Below are 25,240 nucleotides of genomic sequence, written 5' to 3' on the forward strand. Positions count from 1 at the left end.
GAAAGATTAGGCCGCGAAACGAGTCCTAATCATTGCCGAACTCAATCCCCTGAGCAAGCGGCAAGGCCGAGCCGTAGTTGATCGTCGCCGTTGACCGTCGCATGTACTGCTTCCAGGAGTCGGAACCGCTCTCACGGCCGCCGCCGGTGTCTTTCTCGCCGCCGAACGCACCGCCAATTTCGGCACCGCTCGTGCCGATGTTCACACCGACCAGACCGCAGTCGCTGCCTGTGGCACTGATGAAGCGGTGTGCTTCGCGCACGTCTCCGGTGAAGATTGAGGAGGAAAGTCCCTGTGGCACCGCGTTGTGCATTTCGATTGCTTCATCGAGTGAATCGTAGTCAATCAAGTAAGTCAGAGGAGCGAAGGTTTCCTCGAGCATGATTTCGGTTTGCTTGGGCATCAGCATCAGAGCCGGCTCGACGTAAGTTCCGCCTGCGGGAACGCCCTCGGTACGCGGTTCACCTCCGCAGATCAGCTTGCCACCCTGCCCTTTCGCAGCTTCGATGCTCGCCTGCATTTTTTCGAGCGCTGCCGCACTGACCAGTGGCCCGACGAGCGTTCCCTCGTCACGTGGGTCTCCAATGGGGAGCGACGCGTAGGCGGACTGCAAGCGATCGCTGAGCTTGTCGACTAGATCGCGATGGACGATCAGCCGCCGCAGACTCGTACAACGCTGCCCGCACGTTCCGACTGCGGCAAACACGATCGCGCGGACCGCCAGTTCCAAATCCGCCGACGGGGCAACGATCATCGCATTGTTGCCGCCCAATTCTAAGAGGCTGCGGCCAAGCCGCGCGCCGACGACCTCCGCCACGGTACGGCCCATCCGTGTGGAGCCAGTTGCGGAGATCAGCGGAAGCCTCGAATCAGCAGCCAGTGCTTTGCCAATTTCCGCATCGCCGATGACGACGCTTGAAAGTGCATCGGGTGCCCCGTCAAAGTTCTCTGCCACACGTCGGACCATTTCATGGCAAGCCAGTGCGGTGAGCGGCGTCTGTTCCGAAGGTTTCCAAACCACGGTGTCGCCGCAGACGAGCGCGATCATCGTGTTCCACGCCCAGACGGCAGCCGGAAAGTTGAACGCAGAAATTACACCGATCGGGCCCAACGGTTGGTACTGTTCGATGAGGTGATGCTCGGGCCGTTCACTGGCAATCGTGTTGCCGTAGAGTTGGCGAGAGAGTCCCACGGCAAATTCGCAAACATCGACCCACTCCTGGATTTCGCCCTCAGCCTCCGGCATGATCTTGCCTGCCTCCAGGCAAACCAACTCAGCGAGTTCGGTTTTGTGTTGACGAACCAAGTCGCCAACCTGACGAACTAGCTCACCGCGTCGCGGAGCCGGGACGCTTCGCCAAACGCGGAACGACTCTTGGGCCGCGGCAATAGCGCTATCGAGCTGATCGGAGGAACTGCTCGAAACGGGCAAGGTCGGTTTACCGTCAATCGGAGAGTTGGGATGTAGCAACTCCCCTGAGCCCGCAGTCGCCCTGCCGCCGATCACGCAACCTGGAGCGGCATCGGCAATCAGATCCGGAAGAAGTTTGGACGTGACGTTCATGTCGTAGTTCCCAGCCCCGTTGTTAGGTCAGCCGCCAACTTTCGAGCCGCGGCAATCGGTTCGCGCACTTGCTTGGCCGACTCGTAAGGCTTACCGAATTCATTATCCAAAAAGTCGGCAAGCTTGACATCTTCTTGGCGTACGAAGCCACTTTTTGGCAGTTGGCCGTTTACGTGCAGATCAAGCACGGCACACAGACTGGTCGCGGTGGTTATCTGAATCGAACTCGCGGGCTTACCACAAAGCTCGCCATGGTAGATCTTCCGCGCGTCGGCGACTTGCTCGTAATGCCCGTCGCGCCAGCCCGTAACTGTGCAGAAGGTTAGGACGACATCCTGATTCGTGAGCGGCACGGCCTGCTCGAGTAATTCCTTGAGCAGATCACGCCGCCCGTCGAGACGAAGACCTTGTAGCAGGAATGTCATCAAGTACTGATGGCCAATGTAGCGAACCGTTTTGTAATCAAGATCAGCGACCTGCCCAGCGAGCGTTTCGGTGAGCGTCCCCAGGCCGCCAGACGTGTTGAACGCTTCGTAGTCAACACCATCGAGGGCAAAATGTTCGAGCCCCTCCATCGGCTGCAGTTCGATGCGTTCTCCATTGCGAATGGCCTCGCAAGGATTGCAATACTCGTTGATCAGACCGTCAGTGCTCCATGTGAGGTTGTACTTCAGAAGGTTCGTTGGGTAGAGCGGCAACGCCCCCACGCGCATCTTCACCCGGTCAAGCTTTTCAAAGCCTTGGCAGAGATCATGGGCCAGGATACCGATAAACCCAGGCGCCAGACCACACTGCGGCATAAAGATTTGCCCGTCGGCTGACTTGTCGGCAATCTCCCGCACGGCTTTGGTCGTGGCGACATCTTCAGTGAGGTCGAAGTAGCTGACACCCGCCTCCAAAGCTGCCCGCGCGATTCCCTCGTTCTGGTCAAAAGGGCAGGCGGAAAGCACGGCCCGCGAACCACTGATGGCTTTGACGACCTTGTCCTGCTTGGTGACGTCGACGACGGCCGTCTCGACGGGGGTCTCTTTTTTAAGTCGCTCAAGAGCCTGTTCCGACAGATCGCCAACGAGGACTTCGTAGCGTCCTGAGTGATGGAGGATACGCGCGACCGCGCCGCCGATTTTACCAGCGCCCAGGATCGTGACTTTCGTTTTCGCTGAACTCAAAAGGCTTCCTCTTATTGTTTCCGGCTCTTATTTCTGAGCTTCTTTCGTGTCGGTTGATTCAAAGATTTTGTCCGCACTTGCCGCCACGAAGCCTTGGAACAGGTTGCCGTCGGCATCCGGGTAACGCTTGGCGAACTCGTAGTAGCAGGTCGGTACGGCAAGCTCGCCGCCATCGGCGAATGGCATCGGCAGTTGGTCGGCCATGGTGGAGCCCTGCTCAAGCAACACCGCGGGCGAGCCCTTCACTCTGCCGCCAGAATCATTCACGGCAAGGCCGAGCGATTCGACGACCTTCAGGACGTCTTCCACCTCGGTATGCTTCTCAAGACCGTTCACGCTTATGGTGAAATGATTCGGACGGATACCGACCGTTGTGAGCCATGCGGCGTACTCACTTTCCGCGAGCAGCGTTTCATATTCGTCGAAGGAGATCGGCTCCCACAGCCGCCCGGCCCAAAGCACGTCGGGGCTGTCTACGCGACTGGCATCAACTTGAGCCGCGCACTTCTGCAAAACCTCTTGTGCAGCAGGCGAGAGCTGATCGACCATTAGCTCGGAAAGAAAAATCCGTGGAAAGTCGGGCTGTGGCGGCAAGTAGCCAAACGCTTTGAGTTTCTTGGCGGGAAACTCGTACGGCTCAAATCGCTGGTAACCGAGAGCCAGGATATGTGGTTCTAGTTTCTCGAGGCCGATTGGCTCGAGCGCCAAAGTACGAAAGGCGACATGGTCGTTGAGAACGGTCTCGCCGCGTTCCTCAAAAGCAGCCTTGATCCGAGCCGCTTGGGGCGTCATCGCAACGTAATCGTCCCAGAGGGCCGCGAAGAACTGGTCGATATTCATTGTTGATTCCCATAGTTCATTGAATGTCAATTTAAGAGTAGTGCTAGAAGATACGTCCCTCTAGTGCATTTGATCTTTCCGCAGCAGTAATAAATAAGCCGCTACATACCGCCAGAGCATCGCGTACTGATATTCGTTTTTCCGGATTGAACTCCAGCATATTTTTAATGAGGTCTGCGATCTGAGGGCCAAGCATTCCAGGTACAAATCTGAGTTTTTCAAGTTCAACCTTGGAAAGATGCTGATTGTTGGCGGCCCTCTTCTGGGGGTTTCGTCCCGTGAATAATTGTGCCAAAGCCAAGCCCATCTGAAAAACGTCGCTAGCTACTGAGAGTTGAGATTCTCCCTTGGCATATTCAACGAGGTCGGGTGTTCTGTGGAAGAATGGCATCCCTGGGCCTACACTTTGCTTCATGAACTCACCTGCTTGCTCGTCCGCACTTTGGTCACTTACGAGTTTCATGAGCCCGAAGTCGCCTAGAACACAGGAGCGGCCTTTCACAAATATATTCTTTGGCTTGATATCGCGATGGACAACCTGGTCATCGAGTTCTGACAAATAGTTTAGCGAGGACAACAACTGCAGAGAGAAGCTAAGCTTTTCAACCAAACTGGAATTGTTGCTTCGGATAACATCCAGAAGCGTTCGTGGCAAGTACTCTGCTACAACGAAAGGACAATCGTCTTGGTATAGCCCCTCGTCGAACACTCGCATTACGCAAGGATGCTCGCAAGTTCTCAGAAACCCAACTTCTTTGAGGAAAGCATCGCGCCTTTCTGGTTTGGATACTCGACGAAAAATCTTCAGTGCGAATGTCGTTCCCTCGTTAGATCCATTTGTAGCAAGCATAAGGTAGGTTACTGCTGCCCCGCCTTTGCCAAGGAACTGTAGATTGCTATACCAAGTTCCAGAGTTGGATTCTATTGTCTCTTTGAACTCAAGCTTCAATTGGTCCTTTTCGATCTCGTTCATTAGTCACCGGCAAGAAGTTAAGAAGAGGGACCGTGTTCATAGAGCAAGTCCATTGAACCATTTGTATTCTCGCAAACGCAGGAACGAGAGTTACCTATCGATAGCAACATGGAAAAAAGGCGAGCTGGGGTTCGAGAGATCATATCCCCAAACGAGTTTTCCCGAATGAAACAATCTGTGCCACGCATCAAGTACTCTCTGCTGGTCTTCGATGTCACTAATCGATAGCTTCTTCTGGACTTCTCGCAGTACGACACTTTCTTGCGAGAATCCAGGTCCTCTATCGGCACATTCTTTCGCGACGTCGAACAATACTTTGTCTAGATTTAGGGTGGTCATTGATTTAGCTTTCTGCTCGAAAATCACTGATGCAGAGACCATGCAACGGCACTATCAATACATTTAGATTCTAAGCTGATTGTGGCTGAGAACAAGCTCGCGATACAGAAGTCCATAGTTAATCGCCATTGCAGCTTACTCCTCGTCTTCGTATTCCCACTCCTCATCCTCTGCCAGCTCGCCATCGTCTTCCTCTTCGTAATCGTACTCCTCATCCTCGTCCGCATCGAGTTCGTCCTCTTCTTCAGATTCGTCGTCCTCGTATTCCCACTCTTCATCCTCAGAGAGCTCAACGTCGTCGTCTTCGTCGTACCACTCCTCGCTGGCTTCGGACTCTTCTTCAGGGTCTTCAAGCGAGTCGTCTTCTTCGTACTCGTACTCTTCCTCGTCATCGGAAGACTCGTCCTCGGTGGGTTCGCACCTCTCGAGTTCGTCCTCCTCATCCTCCAACGCTTCTTCCTCTATCTCGTCGGAGGCTTCCTCATCAATCTCCTCTTCAACGATTGCAGCAGCTTCCGATTCATCTTCCTCCGCTTCGCTTGCCGCGTCGACTTCCAACTGCGCAGAAGAATTTAGTTCTTGCGCACTTTCATCCACGGCATCTTCTTCAAGAACGCTTTCTTCAGGCTGGCCATCGGCAGCCAATTCCTCCTCAATGGTCTCTTCGATATCGGTAATCGCAGAATCAATCGCCTCAGGATTCAGTTCACCGACCTCATCCTCCCACGGTGCAATCGCCGAAGCCGACTTCGCCACCGGGGCAGCAAGCATCGCTGTGGCCGCGGTTGCGGGTTCGGTTACGGCGGGCTCGGTCGCGCCGAAGCTCTTCTCAGTAGCCGGTCCATCCAAGCGAATCCGCCTTCCGCTTGTCGGTTTCGCCGTGGGCAGTTTCTCCAGGTCACTCGGCTCATCGACGTTCGCTGGCGGTGTGATCTTCGTAGGCCGGGGTGGCTTCGGCGGAACCGTCACCGCGGTGACAGGCTCATCGGGATCGACCTCGGGCTCTTCCTCGCCATTGCGGGCGAGCCAATCGGCCATCGTCATGGTGACTTCACGGGCCTTCGCACCGTTGTAGGCAGCGACGATTCCATCCTCGGCCATGAAGTCGATCAGCCGTGCCGCGCGACCGTAGCCAATGCTCAAGCAGCGTTGCAGCAACGAAACACTGCCGCGCTGCTCGCGGATGACGATTTCCACCGCTTCATTGTAAAGTTCATCGCGATCGTCCGCGGGCCCACCCGCGGAGGCAGCTTCTTGCTCCTCTTTGGTCTTCAACTCGATCAGTTCTTTGGCGAACTGTGGCGAGTCGGTCCCCACGAAGTCCGTGATGTCAGTGATCTCGTCGTCGGAAAGGAACGTCCCCTGCCCACGCAGCAGGGTACTCGTCCCTGGGGAGAGGAACAGCATGTCGCCGTTGCCAAGCAGCTTGTCGGCACCGTTCGCATCGAGCACCACTTGGCTATCGGTACGGCTGGCAACTTGGAAGGCAATCCGCGCGGGCAAGTTACTCTTGATCAGACCGGTGATCACATCGACGGTTGGCTTTTGCGTCGCGAGAATTAAGTGAATACCAACCGCCCGGCTCTTCTGTGCCAGACGAATGATGTGGTCCTGGACCTCTTTGCCGCAGGTCATGATCAAGTCGGCCATTTCGTCCGCCACGATCACGATGTAAGGCAAGCTCTTGGGAATCTGTTCCCACTCAGCATCGCTCCGTGGCTGCATACGGTCGCGCAGTTCTTCCTCGCTCAACTCGTTATAGACGGAAATCTGTCGCACGCCCGCTTTGGCGAGCAGCTCATAACGCTCTTCCATCTTGTCGACCGACCAGGCGAGGATCGCTTCCGCCTTGCGCATGTCGGTTACCACCGGGTGCATCAGGTGCGGCAGTTTCTTGTAGCCGGAAAGCTCGACCATCTTCGGGTCGATCATCAGCATCCGCACTTCATCAGGTCCGCGACTCATGAGCATCGAGACGATGATCGAGTTCAAGCAGACACTCTTACCGGTGCCCGTGCGACCCGCGATCAGCAAGTGAGGTAGCTTGGCAAGGTCCACGACCATCGGATTACCGGTGACATCTTTGCCCAGGTAGATGGGGATCTTCATCCGTCGTGCTTTACCGTTGGCTTCCTCGATCACCTCACGCATACGGACGACTTGGCGCGTGTCGTTGGGGACTTCGATCCCGACGGAGTTCTTACCCGGCAGCGGCGCGACGATACGCACACCCGGCACGCGCAGCGCGACGGCAATATCGTCCGCGAGGTTCATGATCTTCGCTAAACGCAGGCCAGCCTCGAGTTCCAGTTCATACTGCGCAATGACCGGCCCTGTTTCGATCTCGACGACTTTCACGTTGAAGCCGAAGTTCGCGAATGTTTTCTCGAGAACCTTCGCCCGACGGCGGACCTCTCGTTCGTAGTCCTCGTAGCAAACGTCTTCCGCTTCGAGCAGCAAATCGAGCGGCGGAAGCTGGTAGTCGAGATCGTCGACCCCTTGATGATCGGCCGCTTCAAGCTGTTCGATGATTTCCGTCCGCTCGTCGCGCTTGGTATTGGGGTTCTTGATCCGCAACGCGCCGGCCAGTTTTTCTTTTAGTCCACTCGCAACCGCAGCAGCCCCTGTTGCTACTTCTGCCGCGGGGTTTGCCGGGGTTTCTTCTTTGGGTGCGGGCGTTTTGATCGTTAACGGCTCAGGATCGGCTTCTTCCTCCTCTTCGTCCTCCCACTCGGCGTCCTCCTCGTCTTCTTCCTCGTAATCATACTCCTCATCTTCGCCCTCGGCTTCCTCTTCGTACTCGTATTCTGCCTCCTCGTCGTCCTCGAGTTCTGCAATATCGTCGAGGTCCGTCTTGCGTCGGTTCGAGCCTAGCGACGCAACCCGTCCGCCGATGCGACCAACCTTCACGAGCCCAGCCCCGCCGACAGCGGTGGTGGTTGTTGCGAACCGCAAGAGGAAGTAATCGGTCGAAAGCAGGATGCCGGCCAGCAGCACAGCGAAGGCGAGAATGTAGGCACCGAAGGAAGCGAAGTGCGATTCCAACAGCGCGTGCCCCATCGCCCCGACATAACCTCCTGCGCCAATTTCTGGGCCGGGAGTCGAGTTCGGCAAGGCCATCGTCGCCAGCGTGGCGACCGCAATCAACGATGCGGTCCATCCGAACCCACGAAGCACCGGCTGATCCACAGCACGGCGAAATATCAAGATCAGCGCCGTCACTGCCAACGAAGCCGCCACATAGATGGCTGCGTAGCCGACGCTGCTAAACAAATAGTGCGCGACATAAGCACCGGCGGCACCACACGCGTTGCTAATCGTTTCCTTGGGTGGAAAAACGAGCGTACTGGGCGGATCGGTGGCGTCATAAGTCCACAGCGCTGTCCCCACCAACGCGGCGACCACGAGCAGCAAGAGCGAGAATAGATCGAGCTTCAAGCTCCGATTTTCGAACATAGGCGACAATCAGGGGGCTGAGGATACGCTTCGGTCAAACAGAGTAAGAACCCACGCAGCAAGCCTTCGCTGGCGGCTCTCTTATTGGGCGCATCCGTGCCCAGCTAAATTGTCCCTAAAGACTCACGAGTCCAGTCCAGAGCCTTATCAAGAACTTCGGCCACCGGGCGTCCGCTAGCTTAGAAGTCGCTGGGCGTGCGACACGCTTTACGTGGTAGCGCAAATGCGTGTAATCGTGCGAACTGGAATGAACGCTACAAGCGAATCGCAGCCTAGAACCCCACAGCTTGCGCTGGTGGCTAGCGGTTCCATGGTTTCCAGTTCTAGCCCCCAGCGCGAGCTGCGGGGTTAAACTCCCAGTCACGAAGGCTTCAGAAAGTTCCGCGTCGCACGATACCGCCCATTACCGAGAGTTTTGAGCAGTGCGACCAATTCTCCCTGAGAGTTCACTGCCGCTACTTCGTCTATTTCGCCCAGCGAAACGTCTGATTTGATCTCTCGACCATGCGAGATCTCTTGCCACTCTTTCTCACCCAGAGTCAGCCGCGGAATTGCTTCGACCGCTCTGATTGCAGGCAAAAGGTGTGTTTCTAAGGTAGACGGTTCGATCGCATCGGTCGCTAAAGATTCCTCAACCCGAAAACTCCCAATCGCCGTCCTCTCTAGCCCGCTCATCACTGCTTTCGTGCCCAAAGCTTCAGCCAGATCGCGTCCAATGCTTCTTACGTAGGTCCCGCTGCCGCAATGGATGGTCAACTGAAGTTCGGGGTACTCAAATCCATCAACGGTGATTTCGTAGATCTCAACGGGCCGCGCTGCCAACTCGACCTGCTTCCCTTCGCGAGCCAACTTGTAAGCGCGTTGTCCTTGCTGCTTGATCGCCGAGTAGGCAGGCGGTCGTTGTTGGATCGTGCCAATGAAGGTAGGAAGTACCGCCTCAATCTGCTCAATCGTCGGAATCGGCACATCGGCATAGTTTGTGATTTCCGTTTCGACATCGTCGCTTGGGCTCGACTGCCCGAGCAAGAATATCCCGCGATAAGTCTTTGGCATCTGTTGAACGTACTGAATCAGGCGCGTCGCTCCGCCAAGGCACACCACCAGCACGCCCGTCGCAAGTGGGTCAAGCGTCCCCGCATGTCCTGCTTTCACAGGTTTGACGATCCTCTGCACGCGGTTCACCACGTCGCGCGAAGTGCAACCTGCCGGTTTGTTGATATTGAGAATGCCGAACATAAGAACTTCTGAGCCGAGAAGCGTCAGCTCTCGGGTTAAAACTTGGTTGCGCTGTCACCCGAGAGCTGACGCTCCTCGGCTCAAGCGTGATGCCGATGAGAGCGACTCTAGCGAGAGAGTTTTATTTGCGCGATAATATATGTTGCTGTTCCCATCTCGTATCGCCCTTGATCGAACACTGAAGTTTGTCAGAAAACCCTACCACCGACCAGCCGACGCCCGACCCCGAGTTCCAAAAGCTCACCGAGGCGCTTGCGCACTTTGAGATCGAACTCGAGCCCAGCCAAGTCGAACTGCTCGACCGTTACCGTGAAGTCCTTTGGCGAACCAACGAAACGATGAACCTCACGCGGCACACCACGCTGGCAAAGTTTGTCGGGCGCGATGTGGTCGATAGCCTGGAACTCGCCAAGCATATCGAGCAAGGCAATCGAGTGTTGGACGTTGGCTCTGGTGGCGGCGTGCCCGGTTTGGTAATCGCCATTTGCCGACCGGATCTGAAGGTTAGCGTTTGCGAGTCGACACAAAAGAAAGCCAAGGCACTATTTGCGATGGTCGAAGAGTTGGGCCTCTCCGTCCCGGTGCTCGCCTGTCGCGCGGAAGAAGCACTTGAACTCTCAACCTACAACACACTCACAGCACGGGCCGTTGCGCCGATGGCGAAGCTTCTCTACTGGTTCAACCTGCACTGGGACGCCTTCGAGGAGCTACTGCTAATCAAAGGGCGAAGCTGGGTCGAGGAGCGAGCTGAAGCACGCCATCGTGGGTTCATGAAACCCTTGGAACTTCGCAAACTGAGCGAATACCCCATGCTGGGTGGCGGCGAGAGCGTTATTCTGAAGCTGTGGCGTAAAGAACAGTAGTCACTTGGGGTTTAGCCGCTAAAATCATGGTTTGCGCGGAGCCGAAAGCCCGCCAATCGGGGCCAAAAATTAGAACCGCAACTACTTCAAAACCGGAACACAAGGACTTACCCATGGCCGACGAAAAGAAAGAAACTGAAGCAGCCGCCCCCGCTGAGGGAAAACCTCAAGAGCAGCAACGCGTTCAAGTCGACGATTCCGGGGCGGCTTGCTCTTACGCCAACTTTTGCCGCGTGACCGGCACGCCCGAAGAGTTGATTGTCGATTTTGGCCTCAACTCTCAGCCTTTCGGCGTGCCGTCTGAGCCCGTTCAGATCACTCAGCGGATCGTCACAAATTACTATACAGCCAAGCGGATGCTTCACGCTTTACACCTCTCCGTGCAGCGTCACGAGCAAGCCTTCGGCAAGCTCGAAACAGACGTACAGAAACGCGTTGTGGCTCAGCCAGGGCAACAAGCGGCTCCACAGCAGTCTTAGTTTTTTGAAGAATCCTGAAGTTCTGCCAGGATTCTCCGGTATTTCCTTGCATTTGAGCGTGCCTCAGATAGCTTAGCGGTATTGCGAAACTGCTTTCGCAATACCGCACTTCCTTGGTGGCAGTTTCACACACTGTCCTCACAGCAGTCATCTTCGAACCTCCGAGCGCCTGATGCTTTTCCGTTTTGCTTGTTTCTTTGCAGCCTTAACACTGGCTGCTTTTTCCGCACCTTCAGCATCAGCTTACGTTCCCAACGAATACCAGGCGAACTATGACGAGGGCTACCAATTTGGCTTTGACAAAGGCCATGAAGTTGGGTGGGGCAAAGGCTATGACAGCGGCGTAACCGACGGGACGGCAGACGGTGAAGAAGCTGGCTTCGATGATGGCTGGGACACCGCGTATCAACCGGCCTACGACGCCGTCTACAGCGGTGCCTACGAGGTCGGTGCCGCCGAGAGCTACGTCGTAAACTTTGCTGCTGGTTTTCTCGAAGGCTTCAAAGAGGGTGAGGCTTACACCGAGTATTTGAATTCGAGCGCTACCAACAGCATACGCAACGTAGCCTTTACAAACTTGTTCGGGTCTGGGTCACTTTATGTAGCGAACCCAGGGTATGGTAGCTGGCCAGGTTCTTCCTCCATCACAATCTATAGTGGCGTCAACATCTACGACTACAATCTCGTCGCACTAGAGTACGATTGGACAGCCTACTGGTACGACGAAGGCTACGACGCCGGCTATGACGAAGGCGTCGAGGTTGGCGAAGTCGAAGGCTACGACGCGGCCTACCAGCCCGCCTTCGATGTTGCTTACGAAGCTGCCTTCATTGAGGGCGAAGTCGAAGGAGCCGAGCAAGGCGAAATCGACGGCATCGATGACGGCTACGACGATGGCTGGGATTCGACAGCAACTCTGGGCGAAGACGATGGCTTCATCTACGGCTTCGCTTTCCAACAGGCGGGCGGATCACTCGAAGACTTGGGACTCAGCCAGCAGCAGATTGCTGCTCTGGAAAGTTACAATACACTGACGAGTGTCCCTGAACCAACGACCGGCCTGCTGGCCCTTGGACTATTCGCCAGTTGTTGTCTCGTCCGAAGAAAGCACGCCTAGCAGCAACTAAAGCGTGTGTCTGCGGCCTGATTTCGCCGCTGGACTCGTCCAGCGTTGAAGACCCTTACTAATTGAGTACAACGCGAATTCAGAAACCTGCCGCGCTATCCCTGGCTCAGGATGCGGCTCTTCTCCATCGCATCCTCAGCCTTCTGGATGTAACTCATTTCGTTCGTCCCAGCGTAGGCGCGCTGATAAGTGACGCTCATCGCTGTGAAGCTAAACGGATCCTCCGGGGCAAGCTCGGTGACCTTCTCCGCATGAGCGATCGCCTCGTCATGCTTTCCCTGCCGCTGTAGCACCACGGCCAAAGCCGAGTGAGCCAGCGTATAGTTCTCATCGATCCCAAGTGCCTCGTTAAGCTTCTCGACGGCTCCATCCAGGTTGCCTTCGTTCTTCAGCTTGTCGGCTTCGTCATAAAGTTGGGTCAGTTGGTCACTCATCGGATCGCTCTTTCTGTCTTTCGCTTGGGTTACTTCTGGGTCAGAAACCAGTTTAAAACAATGGTGCTAGCTGCGACCAGTGCCGAAAGCTGAGGATTCGCATCTCGACGAAATTCACTACTGCTAGCACTTTGGGGAATCGTTTTGTTAAGTAACCGCGCGGAAATGCTACCAATCACTAACCCCGCATAACCGGACTGACCGATACCACACGTAGCAAGAGTAACTGCCTCCCGCGGCAGTTGCCCAACTTTTTGCTACCGCAGCAACTCCTCAGCGAAGGACCCAGCATCGTGTCGATCCATCCGACAGCGTTAGTCAGCCCACATGCTCAAGTGCACAGCGGCGTAGAAATCGGCCCCTTTTCGATCGTGGAAGCCGGGGCGGTTGTCGGACAAGATTCCAAACTGGCTGCTCATGTGACGATCAAGCAGGGCGTGACGATCGGCCGCGAGTGCCAGATTCACGAGAATGTGGTCGTCGGCGGACTCGCCCAACATACCAATCCGCCGGGTGAACCTGGGAATGTGATTGTGGGAGAACGGTGCACGCTGCGAGAGAACGTCACCATTCATCGCCCGCTGCACACCGTCAGCGAAACTCGGCTCGGCAACGATTGCTTCCTGATGGCCGGAGCCCACGTCGCGCACGATTGTGTGGTTGGCAGCAATGTCATCCTGACGAATAACGTCCTCCTGGGAGGCCACGTTCATGTGGGCGACCGTGCTTGCCTCGGCGGAGCGGTTGCCGTGCATCAGCATTGTCGGGTTGGTCGCCTTGCGATGATCGGCGGTTGTGCTCGCGTCGTCCAAGACGTTCCACCGTTCGTTCTCACCGACGGAGAAACGGCTCTCATTGTTGGACTGAATCGAATTGGCCTCCGCCGCGCCGGTTTTGATCGCCATGACGTGAGTAGCCTCAAGGAAGCGTATCGTCTGATCTACCGTGAAGGCTTGTCTTTCGAGGAGATGATCGAAGCTGTCGAAGAGAAGTTCGCCGGCACCCCCGCCGCGGAGTTCGCTGAGTTCTTCAGCCACAGCCGCCGCGGTTTCGTCCAAGAACGCCGCAGCCCACCGCGGGCAGCGATCCGCCTGCATCCGGCAGCGGAAAAAGAATCGGTGGAAGGGAAAAGGCTTGCAGGCTAGTGGTGCTGAATACCAGTTCAAAGTTCGACTGGCTATTATGAGCCGGTAGTCTTTTTCGCTTCGCCGCGTTTGATGGGGGCCTTGATCTGCTTTTTCGCTGGGAAATACTTCATGAGCTCTTCTGTGTGAGTCGATTCCTCACCGTCAATTATCTCTTTCGAGGAATACTTCACGAGTCCCCAGCCGGGAGCGAAGTAAAGCGTTGACGCATATTCGCCCTCAGTTATCCGATAAACCACGCAGCGAAAATTTCCCGCGGGCACCTTCACTTGCTTGTCGGTGCCAAGGCACTCGACTTGCGTCGGCTCTTCCGCTTCCTCGTCCGCGCGATAGGTCCACTTTTGGCCCGCCTTGGGATTCGACTTGAAGACCAAAAACTGACGATCCAGCTTAGGTGCGTTTGCATCTTCGTCCAAAAGGATTGTTGCTTCGTGCTGGCCCTGTTTGTCGTTACGTAGCCAGAGAGAGTAGTCACCCTCTTCGTACTGATACCAAACCTGCTCGCCTAGCAAGTAAACGCCACGCACGATCGAGACGCTTGCAGAGATCTCTTCCTCAGCCCCGGGTTGCTTGTCCGTCACTCGGTAAACCCAACGGCTGCCGAGCGCCATCGGAAAAAGCGAAGCCGAGGACAATCGCTTGTCCTCGGCTTTAGGTGTGCTTTTCGATTCCTTTGCCTGTGCGCTATCTGAGGGAAACGCACCGATGAGCAGAGCTACCGAAACGAACCCACACACAACAGCGTTCTTCATCGAATCTCTCGCAGGCTAAACTTTTCGTTTAAGCACTCAGCGCCGCTTGGGCAGCTGCCAAGCGGGCAATCGGCACGCGGAACGGGCTGCAGCTCACGTAGTTCAGACCAACGCTTTGGCAGAACTGGATGCTCTCGGGGTCGCCGCCATGCTCGCCGCAGATGCCGCACTTGAGGTTCTTCTTCGCCTCGCGGCCCTTCTTCACGCCCATTTCGACCAACTGGCCCACGCCCGTCGAGTCGAGGGTCTGGAACGGATCACGCGGCAGGATTTCTTCGCTCAAGTAGTCCGGCAGGAACGTGTTGATGTCGTCACGGCTGTAGCCGAACGTCATCTGCGTCAGGTCGTTCGTGCCGAAGCTGAAGAAGTCAGCATGCTCGCCAACTTGGTCAGCGGTCAAAGCGGCACGAGGAATCTCGATCATCGTGCCGACCAGGATCTTCAAGTCGCCTTTACTCTTCTTCGCTTCCTGAGTCTCCTTGATGACTTCCTTCACACGGTCGCTCAGCAATTTCAGCTCAGCGGCAGTGCCAACCAGCGGAATCATGATCTCCGCTTGAGCATCAATGTTCTTGCCTTTGCATGCGATGACCGCTTCGGTGATCGCTTGCACTTGCATATCCAAAATCTCTGGATAGGTAACCGCCAAACGGCAACCACGATGGCCCAGCATTGGGTTTGCTTCGTGAAGTGCCGCGACGCGGCTGCTGATTTCGTTGGCCTTCACGCCCATCCGCTTGGCCAAATCTTGTTGGCTCTTGGCATCGTGCGGCAGGAACTCGTGCAGCGGTGGATCCAGCAAACGAATCGTAACCGGCAAGCCCTTCATCGCGGTGAAGATGCCAATGAAGTCCTTGCGTTGGACCGGCAGCAACTTCTTGAGCGCCTTCTTGCGGTCTGCTTCGTTCGTGGCGAGGATCATCTCACGCATCGCCATGATGCGATCGCCCTCGAAGAACATGTGTTCGGTACGGCAAAGTCCGATACCTTGTGCCCCGAACTCGCGAGCCTTCTTCGCGTCAGCCGGTGTGTCGGCGTTCGTGCGGACGAGCATCTTGCGGTACTTGTCGGCCCAGCCCATTACCGTGGCGAAATCGCCGGAAAGTTTTGGCGTCTGAGTGTCGACTTCACCGGGCATCACTTCGCCGGTCGAGCCGTCGATCGAAAGCGTGTCCTTGTGGGTGAACTTCTTGCCGTTCACCTTGATGGTTCGCTTCTTCTCGTCGATCTCGATTTCACCCGCACCGGCAACGCAGCAACGTCCCCAACCACGGGCGACCACAGCCGCGTGGCTGGTCATGCCGCCCGTGCTAGTGAGAATACCAGCGGCCGAGTGCATGCCGTCGATGTCTTCAGGGTTGGTTTCCTTGCGTACGAGCAGCACCTTCTCACCTGCGTGAGTCCGCTCGACGGCCTCCTCCGCGGTGAAGGCGAGCTTGCCAACGGCGGCACCTGGTGAGGCCGGCAAACCGCGAGTGAGGATTTCGGCCTTCTTCTTGGCTGCGGGGCTGAAGCTCGGGAGCAACAATTGCGTCAAGTCGCCCGCTGGGATGCGTAGGACAGCCGTCTTCTCGTTGATCAGCTTCTCCTTGACCATGTCGCAGGCAATCTTCACGGCTGCTGCACCGGTACGCTTACCGTTGCGAGTCTGCAGCATGTAGAGCTTGCCTTTCTCGATGGTGAACTCGATGTCCTGCACGTCCTTGTAGTGCTTCTCGAGCTTGTTCTTGATCTTCAGCAGCTCCTCGTAGACCTTCTTGTTCCACTTGGTCATTTGCTTCACGGGCTGTGGAGTTCGAATGCCGGCAACCACGTCTTCGCCCTGGGCGTTGATGAGGAACTCGCCGTAGAACTCGTTCTTGCCGGTCGACGGATCACGCGTGAACGCGACGCCCGTGCCCGAGTCTTCGCCCATGTTTCCGAAGACCATCGATTGCACGTTGACCGCGGTGCCGAGCAAGCCGGTGATGTTCTCCACCTGGCGATAGCGAACCGCACGCGACTGCATCCAGCTCTTGAAGACCGCTTCAATGGCCAGCTCCAATTGATCAACCGGGTCTTGCGGGAAAGGCTTGCCGTAATGCTTCTTGAAGACCTTCTTGTACTCTGCACAAAGCTTGACCATGCCTTCGGTCGGCACGTCGGTGTCTTCCTTCGCACCGTACTGCTTCTTAATCTTGTCGAAGGCGACTTCAAAGTGATGGTGATCGACATCGCAAACGACGTCGCCATACATGTTGATCAGGCGACGGTAGGCGTCGTAAGCGAAACGCTCGTTGCCGGTGGCGTTGGAGAGTCCAACGACCGATTCGTCGTTGAGGCCCAAGTTAAGAATCGTGTTCATCATGCCCGGCATTGAAACGGCTGCACCGGAGCGAACCGAAACCAACAGCGGCTCTTTATTGTCGCCGAACTTTTTGCCCAGCTCCTTCTCCAGCGTCTTGATGTTCTTGCGAACTGCATCCATCAATCCCGCGGGCAGCTTCTTCTTGTTCTTGTAGTAAAGGTCACAAACTTCGGTGGTGAGCGTGAAACCTGGAGGGACCGGCAGTCCGATGCTGGTCATCTCAGCCAGGTTGGCTCCTTTGCCGCCCAGCAACTGCTTATCTTTGCCGTTGCCTTCGGTCTTGGTCGAACCGAAGTAGTAGGTCATCTTAGGGGCACGACTAGGTTTCTTGTTTGTGGCTTTCTTAGCCATGACGGAGTTACCTTCCAAAAAACAGGGGCAAGTTTGTGTATTACTAGCTATGTTCTAATAGTGAGGCGACGCCCGGTCATAAGGAACCAAGAACCGTCGCAAAAGGGATGCTGTAGAGAGCCCGCGTGGGCCGAAAATCGAACCAGATACCGTATCTGCCCTAGGCGGAATCGTCAACCGGGCGACCAGCCAAGTACGCCTGTAACGCCGTGAAACAAGACATGTCGAGCCGCCCTCCGAACTCCACATCCGACGGTACAGGCAACGTCGCACCGGTGGGGATCGTCTTCGAGCTTGCTCTCGGCCTGGCTGGGGCACTGCTAGCCAAATGGTACGGCTTGCCGATCCGCGAGTGGCTTACTCCTGAATCTGGGGATCTCGTGCGCGGCGTGCTGGCGACCCTTCCGATGCTCGCCCTGTTTGCCGCCACGATGGTGATCGCCTGGGGGCCGCTGGTCCGTCTCCGCGAGCGAGTTCAGGGCTTCGTGAGCGAGCTGTTTGCCGAGTCGAACTTGCCCCAACTAGCCGCCCTGGCCCTGGCCGCCGGCGTCGGCGAAGAAATCCTCTTCCGCGGAGCCATCCAACCCATCGTCGCCGAGTGGACCAGTCCCGTGCTGGCTCTCGTCATCGCCAGCTTCCTCTTCGGCGCCGTCCACGCGGCGACCCCAACGTACTTCATCGTGGCGACGTTGGTGGGGATGTATCTCGGCTGGTTGTTTCAGCAGTGGGAAGATCTCAGCGCGCCGATCATTGCCCACGGGTTGTATGACTTTGTAGCGCTGTGGTGGTTGAGGAGTAAGACGTAGCGTGGGCTGTGCCAATTTAATTACTTAGCAGAGTTCGGAGTTTCAGCTGAGGCACTTTGCCTAGTCCGCCCACCGCAATGGGTTTATATTGGATTCTCCTTAATAAGCCAGCTTATCTTGGAAATTTCCAACTAATAACGATTTATCCGACTGGGAGACAAAGCTAGATGGCAACCGCGAATGTACCAACCGAAACCGATCCCAACGTTGAGCGTTGGCTGCGTCTCGGCATTCCTGCATTCGGACTTGTTCTGCTGTCTAGCTTTCCACTATGGCACATTATTTTCGTTCCGGTAATCCTGTTGATGGCGTTCTTCATCCAGCTACAGGTTTTCCACACGCGTTCGCTTGCAAAGTCGTTTTGGATGTCGACGTATTTGCGCGGAGACAGTCCCATTCGCGAAAAATTACAGCATTCACCATTTATCCACTGGCTATCTTGGATGGTTGCGTTCCCTCTTGCGCTCATTACTTACATCACCCTTTACGGATACGATTGGCTTGACTGCATTGCGATTGCGTTTGCAATCTGGGGCGCGTGAGAACTTCACTCGCTCATTTCCAAGCCCATCGACTCAAACTTGAATGACGATTTGCTTGAACTAGCCCATCTAAAAGTCTATTACTGGATCGCGATTATCTGCACACTCGGATGCTTGGCGACAATCAGCATTGCTAAAGGCTTTAGCACGGACTACTCTGGATATTCAAGCAACTCAATAGCAACCCAAGTGATCGAGGAAATCAAACACCCGGTCGATTTTGTACAGCATTGTAGTCGGACAATTAGGTTTTCCGAATTGCAACTTTTAAGGATTCGCGACATCGTTGGCCTCCCCTACGGGTGGGTGCTCTACATGTTTTTTCTGATCCCAAATGCTTTGCCAGCATTCGGGCTTGTTACGCTTTTTGAGGGCGTTGGGCGTTCGCTCGACGAAACACCAGAATGAAAATTGCTGTCCTTGGGCTGGCTTGTATGTTGCTTGCGCAGCAAGACGGATGTGCCCCCGTCGATGACGTAAAAAAAGCAGCTGAGTACAAACGTCAAGCTGACGAAGCGATTGCTGCTGCCCGCAAAGCCGAGGCAGAGGCACGCCAAGCTGCGGAGACTGCAAAAAATGAGCTAAACTCCGAGCGTGAGGCACTTCGCCGACTTTATACGGAAGACTAGAACGGCGGATAACAATGCGTTGTACCGGAGCCGCCGGGCCTAGCGTTTTCGGCAATGGAAAATCTATCGCGGCGGCCCAGTGAACGCTTCCGTTAGTTACCTCAGTTTCATCGTGCATGACACAAAAAGCCTCGCACTCGTTCAGCAATCCTGCTAACCCTGGTCTCTGCAGCGGCCCAAAGCTGCAAAGACATCCAACGGTCAATCTTAGAGTGCCCAAACTATAGTTCGTTGCCCATAACAATCGGCACTTCTTCCATAGCGGCTCCCTCGAGCGAAAAGTCGCTGTGCTCCTCCGCTGTAGTGCCCACTCTTTGCTGCTCAATCACCCGCATCTTTCGCCACTGCCCCTGAATAAACCGCCGGAAGAAGATGATCCCTAAGCACCAGATCCACACCGTCACGGCGATCCACGATTCGTAGATACCCAGTTTGAGCACGTCGATCGTCAACCAACTGATGAGGGCGAGCAAGCTGGCCATTACCAGGCTGACGCGCAGGATGAAGCGTGTGTCGCCAGCGCCTTTCAGGGCGGACGAAAACACAATCAGCATCGCATCGAACAGGTTGTAAGCCGCCACGAAGCAGAGCAGGTTGGCGGCCATTGTGCGTAGCTCGGGCGAGACTTTCTTATCCCCTTCGAAAAAGCCCATCAAGAAAACGTCGGGCGTGAGGACATAGAACACCGACAGGATCGCGATGTAACCCACGCCGATGTGCAGCGAGGTCCAAGTCGCCCGCGTAGCCAAATCTTCACGGTTTTCGCCCAATCGCTGACCGACCAAAATGCTAGCCGCCATGCCGAAGCCGAACACTGGCATGAAGGCTAGCGTGCTGACGCTGAAAGCCATCGTCGTCGCTTCGGCTTCCAGCGTGCCGAGCTTTCCGATGAGCAGGATGAAGATCGTAAAGCCCATGACGTCGAGCAGCATTTGCGCCCCGCATGGTCCGCCGTAGTAGGCCAGTCGTCCGAACAGTTCTCGGTCAAAGCGATAGCCGCTGAGCGTATTGAACTGCTGGCGATTCTGCCGCTTGAGCATGAGTAAGAAGTAGATGGCCACCTTCAGCCACAACGAAACGACCGTCGCCCAGCCGGCGCCGGCAATGCCCAAAGCGGGAAAGCCCGCGTAGCCAAAGATCCACAGATAGTCGAGCAATAAGTTCACCGCAACGACCGTTGTGTCAACGTACATGACGACACGGGTTTTTCCTCGTCCGCTGTAGAAGCAGGAGAGTGCCGTGGCGACCACCATGCCGGGCCCGCCAAAGCAGAGGATTTGAAAGTACTCGATTTCCTGCGTCAGGATTTCTTCGCTATGGCCCGCCAAGCCAAACAGCCAGGGTGCAAACGGATAGACGGCTGCCGCTAGTAGGAAGGATGTCAACGCAAACCAGAAGCTCTGCCAGACCGAAGCACCGATCCGCAACGGCTGCCCGTCGCCAAAGTATTGGGAGACGAAGGTGTTCGCGTAGCTGCAGATTCCCAGATGGAAGCAGAAGACAACAAACCAACTGGTCCCGGCAAAAAAAGCGGCTGCCATGGCAGCCCCGGAAACCTGAAACAGAAACATGCGGTCGATGAAAGTCATCACCGTCCACGAGAGACTGGAGACGACCAGCGGCATCGCCACCACGAGCACCTCGCGCCCTCCGCAAGCACGCGACCACCAAGTGCCAGCATCCTGCTGTGATTCAGAGTTGATGGAGGACATTGGGAGGCCTGTTCCGAGAGATCCGTCCAGGAAGGGGGGAGTTGCCCATCGTAGCCGATTGTTGGAGGCAACCGCGAGCGCTGACCCCAAGACACGCGACGAAGGATTAAGTTCACCCTAATGACGATCTGGTCGCTACGATTGATTCCTCGCGAAAATGGCCGCCGATTTCGCTAAAATAAGAAGTCTTAGCCACAAGTCCGTGGCGACGACACACGCGGCGAACCCGAAAGCAGCTCTTTCGACAGTACCGGACTTTTGCTTTTGCTCGCGCTAAGTCCTCGGAGCCGAGTCAATTGATGCACCGTAAATTGTTTTATCGTAATGGCTTGTGTCAATCCACTTGCTGGTCGGTCGGAGGGTTTTGCTCACGAAAAACGAAGCGAGCAAAAGAGCAAAACCTCTTCTTGTAGAGCCTGCAAGGTAATCAACAAGCGATGAAGATGACGGATGCCCGACAACACGATTGGCTTCTCGACCGGCTCCGCCGCGTTCACGATTGCATGCGAGATCGCGTCTTGGCAGCCTTTGAGTCGCATGGCAGTGGTGTGCTTAGCGAGATGGATAGCCAGACTGCCGCGCTAGAGGCGGGAGCGGGCGATGTTGTGTTCCCCATTGATCGGGTGAGCGAGGAGGAGCTCATCAAATTACTAGAGGAAGAAGTCGCCGCCAAAGTTCCCATTGTCGTCGTTTGCGAAGGGCTTCCTGGAAATGGTGTCATGACCCTCCCCAGCGGAACGAAAGAGAGCGAAGCGAAGTGGCGAATCATCGTCGACCCGATCGACGGCACGCGGGGGCTGATGTATCAGAAACGACCTGGGTGGATTCTCACAGGAGTGGCTCCAAACAAAGGACCGGATACGACGTTGGCCGACATCGAGCTGGCCCTGATGACCGAGATCCCACTGCTCAAGCAGCACCTAAGCGACCAGCTTTGGGCTCGCCGAGGTGAAGGAGTCGCGGGAATCAGATGGCAACGGCTAAATGGGCAAGCCACACTGCTTGCGGTTTCGCCGTCCCAAGCGACCACCATCCGCCAAGGCTTCGCCACCGTGTGCCGTTTCTTCCCAGGCGTTCGCGACGTCTTGGCGGCAATCGACGATGAGCTGATCGCTCGACTTCTCGGTAATCAACGCACCGACGAAGCCCGGGCCTTCGAGGACCAATACGCCTGCACAGGTGGACAAATCTACGGGCTGGCGACCGGCCAAGACCGCTTCGTCGCTGATCTACGTCCACTAATGCAACCGATCGCCGACGAGCGAAATCAGGGGTTAGGACATTGCTGCCACCCCTACGACATCTGCACGGCACTCATCGCTGAAGAGGCGGGCGTTGTAGTAAGAAGCCCGAGTGGAGAGAAGCTCAGCATTCCTCTCGACACAGAATCGAAGGTCGCGTGGGTTGGCTATGCAAATGATGATCTGCACAAGAGCATTGAACCTGAGCTGATCGCGATTCTAAATCAACGCAACCTCATTAAGAATCCTGGGCCGTGAAGCGTAAGCTCTCGGGTCGAAGAGTGAGAGAGCTTCCGCCCGAGAGCTGACGCTACTCGGCTCTGAAATTTCCAGAATCCAAGGGGAGGGAACAATTCATGCAAAAAAAAACAGCGGCTCGATCCGCTTTCGCAAATCGAGCCGCTGAGGGCTTTCAAGTTTTTTGACCAGGCTCACTTCGTCACAAAGGAAGCGCGGGGCCTAGCTAAACCATTCTTGCGGCAAACTTAGTTGCAGCAGGAAGGGCAGCAAACGTTGACGGGTACCTGCTCGCAAACGATGCGGGGAACGCAACGAGTGACGGTGTAAGGTACCTTGCGGCAAACAGTCTTGCAGCACTGAACGGTCTTCTGTTCGCAGACAGGCTTGCATACGGTGTAGCAAACTGTCTTGGTGCGGCACTCAGGAACCATCTTGCACACCTTGTAGCAGCAAGTCTTGGTTTCTGGGACCATCTTGCAAACTTTGTAGCAGCAGGTCTTGGTGCGGCACTCAGGGACCATGCGGCATACCTTGTAGCAGCAAGTCTTGGTCTCTGGGACCATCTTGCAAACCTTGTAGCAGCAGGTCTTGGTGCGGCACTCAGGAACCATGCGGCAAACCTTGTAGCAGCAGGTCTTGGTTTCAGGAACCATCTTGCAAACTTTGTAGCAGCAAGTTTTGGTCTCTGGGACCATCTTGCAAACCTTGTAGCAGCAAGTCTTGGTGCGGCACTCAGGAACCATGCGGCAAACCTTGTAGTTGCAAGTCTTGGTTTCAGGAACCATCTTGCAAACCTTGTAGCAAACCGTGCGGGTGCGTGGCTCGCAAACGGTCTTGCAGCATTGGATTTCCTTTGTGATGCACTCAGGTACCCAAACTCGCTTGCAGCAAGTTTTGTCTGGGCCTTTGCAAGTCAGAGTCTTGCAAGGACCAGGGCAGTAGACGCAGCGGCATTGAGCTGGGTCGTACTGAAGCGTACCTGCTTCACGAACGGTCTTCGTGTAGGTCTTACCAGGAACGGTGTAGGATTGGTTTTCCCAGTGGCCGGATTGAACCTGGATGGTCTTCGTGTAAGGAACTTGCACGCGAACGTGGTAGGTTTCCTCACGCTGACGGGTTTCCCAAACGGGCTTGTTGACCGTGTACGTGCGAGTCTTGGTTTCCCAGACAGGCTTCATGACGGTGTACTGCACCTCACGTTGGCGAGTTTCCCAAACAGGCTTGCACACAGTGTAGGTGCGCTGCTTGGTCTCCCAAACGGGCTTGCAGACCGTGTAGGTGCGCGTCTTGGTTTCCCAAACTGGCTTGCAAACGGTGTAGTTTACTTGGCGAGTTTTGGTTTCCCAGACAGGCTTGCACACGGTGTAAGTGCGAGTCTTGGTTTCCCAAACTGGCTTGCACACGGTGTACTGTACTTCCTTCTGGCGTGTTTCCCAGACAGGCTTGCACACGGTGTAAGTGCGAGTCTTGGTTTCCCAGACAGGCTTGTGCACAGTGTATTGAACCTCGCGGGTGCGTTGCTCAGGAACCATGCGTGTGACGTTAATCACCTTGTTCTCGACGACTTGATCGTAGACCGTCTTGTACTTGGTGATCGTTTTTTGTTCGTAAACTTTTTTACGAACCGTTTTCATGCAGGTGTGGCTTTGCTGCTGATAGCTGCAAGGCACACAACCGTTGTATCGGGCAGCTCCACAGTACCCCGCATCCGCCGCCGTTTGCAGCAGAGCGAGAGCACAGAGTGCGAGAGCCGATACTCCTAGCTTTGCTCTCATTGCTCGTCTCCTTTGGTTGAGTCCTAAAACTCGGTGTGAAAATGAATCGCCTGGTCAAAACGGGTAAGATGACCCGTCCTAAATTGATTCGGACTGCATAGAGCCCCTGCCTTAGCTAGAACGTGTGGTTTTCCTGCATCATCCAAGGCTTCATGCTTGCACAATCGCTACCACCGGCGCGACGCATGTTGCCCAAACGAAACACTCAACGAGAGGAGCTGCGGAAGATGTCGCTGAGAGGAGCACTAGCGGTTTTGCCGAGCTTGCAGTTTGGAGTGATCGCGGCGAGCACTTTGTTCACTTGGGCAGCTCGCGAATGATCGTAAATCCTTACACAGCAAAGAGAATCGCTATTTCCGGCAGGTGCGAAATAGCTTGCTGGGGAGTGGCACCTCGTATAGAGTGGAATCAGCCTCGGCATTCCTATTTCTTGCTGTTCAGCTGTCAATCACAGGCATGAGTTCTTCCAAAGTCACGCCAACCTCAGTCTCCGTACCTGAAGCGGTCGTCAACCGTTTGAGCCTCTACCTGCGCGAACTGCAACACGTCGTGGCAGCGGGCAAACCGACGACCAGTAGTAGTCAGCTCGGGCGTCGATTGGGATTCACCGACGCCCAGGTCCGGAAAGACTTGGCCCACTTTGGGCACTTCGGTCATCCGGGGATCGGCTATCGCTGTGAGGAGCTCATCGAAGCTATCCGTTGTATTCTTGGCACCGACCGTCAGTGGCAGGTGGCCTTGGTGGGTGTTGGTAACCTCGGTCGAGCGTTGTTGGGTTATCGTGGTTTCGATCCGCAGGGATTCGAGATTGTCGCAGCCTTCGATGCAGAGCCTGAGAAGGTGGGGAAAGAGATCGAGTCCGTGCCGATCTACGACATCTCCAAGCTCGCAGAGGTCGTTGCCGAGAAGGACATCGAGCTTGGCATGGTGGCCGTCCCGGCGAAATTCGCTCAGGAAGTCGCCGACAAGTTGGTCAATGCCGGGATCACAGGCATCGTCAACTTCGCTCCCGTAACACTCAAAGTTCCAGATGGGGTTAGTAAAGTAGGCGTTGATTTGGCTCGTGAGCTGGAGCAGGTCACCTTCGCAGTGGCTAATCGCCTGCGGGGCCAACTTGAGGCTCCTGTCGCAGATCCTGGATAATGCTCTCGTTTTGAGGGATACTTAGGTTAATCGGATAGGCCTATTCTCGGCTCTTACGAATACGTACACTAGGCTCTA

Annotated in this window: 21 protein-coding genes; 10 read left to right on the top strand and 11 right to left on the bottom strand. The window is 55.6% G+C overall.

The features are described 5' to 3' along the window. Positions 1–25: 25 nt before the first annotated feature. From RIB44_01500 to truB, 6 genes are all read right to left on the bottom strand, one after another. On the bottom strand, positions 26–1,564 hold the full coding sequence (locus RIB44_01500) for an aldehyde dehydrogenase family protein (protein MEQ8615247.1): 1,539 nt from the start codon (positions 1,562–1,564) through the stop codon (positions 26–28). Then, positions 1,561–2,733: a saccharopine dehydrogenase C-terminal domain-containing protein gene (locus tag RIB44_01505; protein MEQ8615248.1), complete on the bottom strand. Its 1,173-nt coding sequence runs from the start codon at positions 2,731–2,733 to the stop codon at positions 1,561–1,563. The genes RIB44_01500 and RIB44_01505 overlap by 4 nt, the downstream gene beginning before the upstream one ends. 27 nt (positions 2,734–2,760) lie before the next feature. Continuing rightward, on the bottom strand, positions 2,761–3,573 hold the full coding sequence (locus RIB44_01510; GenBank protein ID MEQ8615249.1) for a DUF1338 domain-containing protein: 813 nt from the start codon (positions 3,571–3,573) through the stop codon (positions 2,761–2,763). A gap of 43 nt (positions 3,574–3,616) precedes the next feature. Then, a complete protein-coding gene (locus RIB44_01515; GenBank protein MEQ8615250.1) occupies positions 3,617–4,546 on the bottom strand; it encodes a protein kinase in 930 nt (309 codons plus the stop codon). A gap of 474 nt (positions 4,547–5,020) precedes the next feature. Continuing rightward, the gene (locus RIB44_01520; protein ID MEQ8615251.1) at positions 5,021–8,323 is read right to left on the bottom strand and encodes a DNA translocase FtsK 4TM domain-containing protein; all 3,303 of its coding nucleotides are present in this window, start codon (positions 8,321–8,323) and stop codon (positions 5,021–5,023) included. 378 nt (positions 8,324–8,701) lie between these two features. Beyond that, complete coding sequence (gene truB / locus RIB44_01525) at positions 8,702–9,577, bottom strand: tRNA pseudouridine(55) synthase TruB (GenBank protein ID MEQ8615252.1); 876 nt, start codon at positions 9,575–9,577, stop codon at positions 8,702–8,704. 185 nt (positions 9,578–9,762) lie between these two features. On the opposite strand from truB, the gene rsmG reads away from it, so the two are divergent. The 3 genes from rsmG to RIB44_01540 all read left to right on the top strand — a co-directional run bounded on the left by rsmG (position 9,763) and on the right by RIB44_01540 (position 12,036). Further along, positions 9,763–10,440, top strand: coding sequence for a 16S rRNA (guanine(527)-N(7))-methyltransferase RsmG (gene rsmG / locus RIB44_01530; protein ID MEQ8615253.1), 678 nt, complete (start codon positions 9,763–9,765; stop codon positions 10,438–10,440). Positions 10,441–10,553: 113 nt separating this feature from the next. Beyond that, positions 10,554–10,919 (top strand): DUF3467 domain-containing protein, encoded by a 366-nt coding sequence (locus RIB44_01535; GenBank protein ID MEQ8615254.1) that lies wholly within the window; start codon positions 10,554–10,556, stop codon positions 10,917–10,919. Between the two features lie 172 nt (positions 10,920–11,091). Then, positions 11,092–12,036 (top strand): hypothetical protein, encoded by a 945-nt coding sequence (locus RIB44_01540; GenBank protein MEQ8615255.1) that lies wholly within the window; start codon positions 11,092–11,094, stop codon positions 12,034–12,036. 104 nt (positions 12,037–12,140) lie between these two features. Here the strand turns inward: RIB44_01540 and RIB44_01545 are convergent, their stop codons facing one another. Next, complete coding sequence (locus RIB44_01545) at positions 12,141–12,479, bottom strand: tetratricopeptide repeat protein (protein MEQ8615256.1); 339 nt, start codon at positions 12,477–12,479, stop codon at positions 12,141–12,143. A gap of 293 nt (positions 12,480–12,772) precedes the next feature. On the opposite strand from RIB44_01545, the gene lpxA reads away from it, so the two are divergent. Continuing rightward, positions 12,773–13,624 (top strand): acyl-ACP--UDP-N-acetylglucosamine O-acyltransferase, encoded by an 852-nt coding sequence (gene lpxA / locus RIB44_01550; GenBank protein ID MEQ8615257.1) that lies wholly within the window; start codon positions 12,773–12,775, stop codon positions 13,622–13,624. A 35-nt stretch (positions 13,625–13,659) separates the two neighbouring features. Here lpxA and RIB44_01555 read toward each other — a convergent pair whose 3' ends face one another. After that, on the bottom strand, positions 13,660–14,376 hold the full coding sequence (locus RIB44_01555; GenBank protein ID MEQ8615258.1) for a hypothetical protein: 717 nt from the start codon (positions 14,374–14,376) through the stop codon (positions 13,660–13,662). A 28-nt stretch (positions 14,377–14,404) separates the two neighbouring features. Continuing rightward, a complete protein-coding gene (gene ppdK, locus RIB44_01560) occupies positions 14,405–17,074 on the bottom strand; it encodes a pyruvate, phosphate dikinase (GenBank protein MEQ8615259.1) in 2,670 nt (889 codons plus the stop codon). Positions 17,075–17,295: 221 nt separating this feature from the next. Between ppdK and RIB44_01565 the strand changes: the two genes are divergently transcribed. The 4 genes from RIB44_01565 (at position 17,296) to RIB44_01580 (ending at position 19,051) form a co-directional block, all read left to right on the top strand. Beyond that, on the top strand, positions 17,296–17,880 hold the full coding sequence (locus tag RIB44_01565; GenBank protein ID MEQ8615260.1) for a CPBP family intramembrane glutamic endopeptidase: 585 nt from the start codon (positions 17,296–17,298) through the stop codon (positions 17,878–17,880). A gap of 167 nt (positions 17,881–18,047) precedes the next feature. Beyond that, the gene (locus RIB44_01570; protein ID MEQ8615261.1) at positions 18,048–18,422 is read left to right on the top strand and encodes a hypothetical protein; all 375 of its coding nucleotides are present in this window, start codon (positions 18,048–18,050) and stop codon (positions 18,420–18,422) included. Positions 18,423–18,461: 39 nt separating this feature from the next. Next, complete coding sequence (locus RIB44_01575; protein MEQ8615262.1) at positions 18,462–18,830, top strand: hypothetical protein; 369 nt, start codon at positions 18,462–18,464, stop codon at positions 18,828–18,830. Further along, positions 18,827–19,051: a hypothetical protein gene (locus tag RIB44_01580; protein ID MEQ8615263.1), complete on the top strand. Its 225-nt coding sequence runs from the start codon at positions 18,827–18,829 to the stop codon at positions 19,049–19,051. The genes RIB44_01575 and RIB44_01580 overlap by 4 nt, the downstream gene beginning before the upstream one ends. A gap of 221 nt (positions 19,052–19,272) precedes the next feature. On the opposite strand, the gene RIB44_01585 is transcribed toward RIB44_01580, so the two are convergent. Continuing rightward, a complete protein-coding gene (locus tag RIB44_01585) occupies positions 19,273–20,763 on the bottom strand; it encodes an MATE family efflux transporter (GenBank protein ID MEQ8615264.1) in 1,491 nt (496 codons plus the stop codon). 437 nt (positions 20,764–21,200) lie between these two features. Between RIB44_01585 and RIB44_01590 the strand changes: the two genes are divergently transcribed. Next, the gene (locus RIB44_01590; GenBank protein MEQ8615265.1) at positions 21,201–22,262 is read left to right on the top strand and encodes a hypothetical protein; all 1,062 of its coding nucleotides are present in this window, start codon (positions 21,201–21,203) and stop codon (positions 22,260–22,262) included. Between the two features lie 227 nt (positions 22,263–22,489). On the opposite strand, the gene RIB44_01595 is transcribed toward RIB44_01590, so the two are convergent. Continuing rightward, the gene (locus RIB44_01595; GenBank protein ID MEQ8615266.1) at positions 22,490–24,019 is read right to left on the bottom strand and encodes a hypothetical protein; all 1,530 of its coding nucleotides are present in this window, start codon (positions 24,017–24,019) and stop codon (positions 22,490–22,492) included. Between the two features lie 456 nt (positions 24,020–24,475). Between RIB44_01595 and RIB44_01600 the strand changes: the two genes are divergently transcribed. Further along, complete coding sequence (locus RIB44_01600) at positions 24,476–25,162, top strand: redox-sensing transcriptional repressor Rex (protein MEQ8615267.1); 687 nt, start codon at positions 24,476–24,478, stop codon at positions 25,160–25,162. The last annotated feature ends 78 nt before the right edge of the window (positions 25,163–25,240 follow it).

The organism is Lacipirellulaceae bacterium (assembly GCA_040218535.1).
In the GTDB taxonomy this organism is placed as follows: Bacteria; Planctomycetota; Planctomycetia; order Pirellulales; family Lacipirellulaceae; genus Adhaeretor.

Excerpts from the sequence above, each read along its gene's own strand:
- RIB44_01500 (MEQ8615247.1), bottom strand. The coding sequence starts at position 1,564 with ATGAACGTCACGTCCAAACTTCTTCCGGATCTGATTGCCGATGCCGCT.
- RIB44_01510 (MEQ8615249.1), bottom strand. The coding sequence starts at position 3,573 with ATGAATATCGACCAGTTCTTCGCGGCCCTCTGGGACGATTACGTTGCG.
- RIB44_01515 (MEQ8615250.1), bottom strand. The coding sequence starts at position 4,546 with ATGAACGAGATCGAAAAGGACCAATTGAAGCTTGAGTTCAAAGAGACA.
- truB (MEQ8615252.1), bottom strand. The coding sequence starts at position 9,577 with ATGTTCGGCATTCTCAATATCAACAAACCGGCAGGTTGCACTTCGCGC.
- RIB44_01535 (MEQ8615254.1), top strand. The coding sequence starts at position 10,554 with ATGGCCGACGAAAAGAAAGAAACTGAAGCAGCCGCCCCCGCTGAGGGA.
- RIB44_01540 (MEQ8615255.1), top strand. The coding sequence starts at position 11,092 with ATGCTTTTCCGTTTTGCTTGTTTCTTTGCAGCCTTAACACTGGCTGCT.
- RIB44_01545 (MEQ8615256.1), bottom strand. The coding sequence starts at position 12,479 with ATGAGTGACCAACTGACCCAACTTTATGACGAAGCCGACAAGCTGAAG.
- RIB44_01555 (MEQ8615258.1), bottom strand. The coding sequence starts at position 14,376 with ATGAAGAACGCTGTTGTGTGTGGGTTCGTTTCGGTAGCTCTGCTCATC.
- ppdK (MEQ8615259.1), bottom strand. The coding sequence starts at position 17,074 with ATGGCTAAGAAAGCCACAAACAAGAAACCTAGTCGTGCCCCTAAGATG.
- RIB44_01565 (MEQ8615260.1), top strand. The coding sequence starts at position 17,296 with ATGTCGAGCCGCCCTCCGAACTCCACATCCGACGGTACAGGCAACGTC.
- RIB44_01570 (MEQ8615261.1), top strand. The coding sequence starts at position 18,048 with ATGGCAACCGCGAATGTACCAACCGAAACCGATCCCAACGTTGAGCGT.
- RIB44_01580 (MEQ8615263.1), top strand. The coding sequence starts at position 18,827 with ATGAAAATTGCTGTCCTTGGGCTGGCTTGTATGTTGCTTGCGCAGCAA.
- RIB44_01585 (MEQ8615264.1), bottom strand. The coding sequence starts at position 20,763 with ATGTCCTCCATCAACTCTGAATCACAGCAGGATGCTGGCACTTGGTGG.
- RIB44_01590 (MEQ8615265.1), top strand. The coding sequence starts at position 21,201 with ATGAAGATGACGGATGCCCGACAACACGATTGGCTTCTCGACCGGCTC.
- RIB44_01595 (MEQ8615266.1), bottom strand. The coding sequence starts at position 24,019 with ATGAGAGCAAAGCTAGGAGTATCGGCTCTCGCACTCTGTGCTCTCGCT.
- RIB44_01600 (MEQ8615267.1), top strand. The coding sequence starts at position 24,476 with ATGAGTTCTTCCAAAGTCACGCCAACCTCAGTCTCCGTACCTGAAGCG.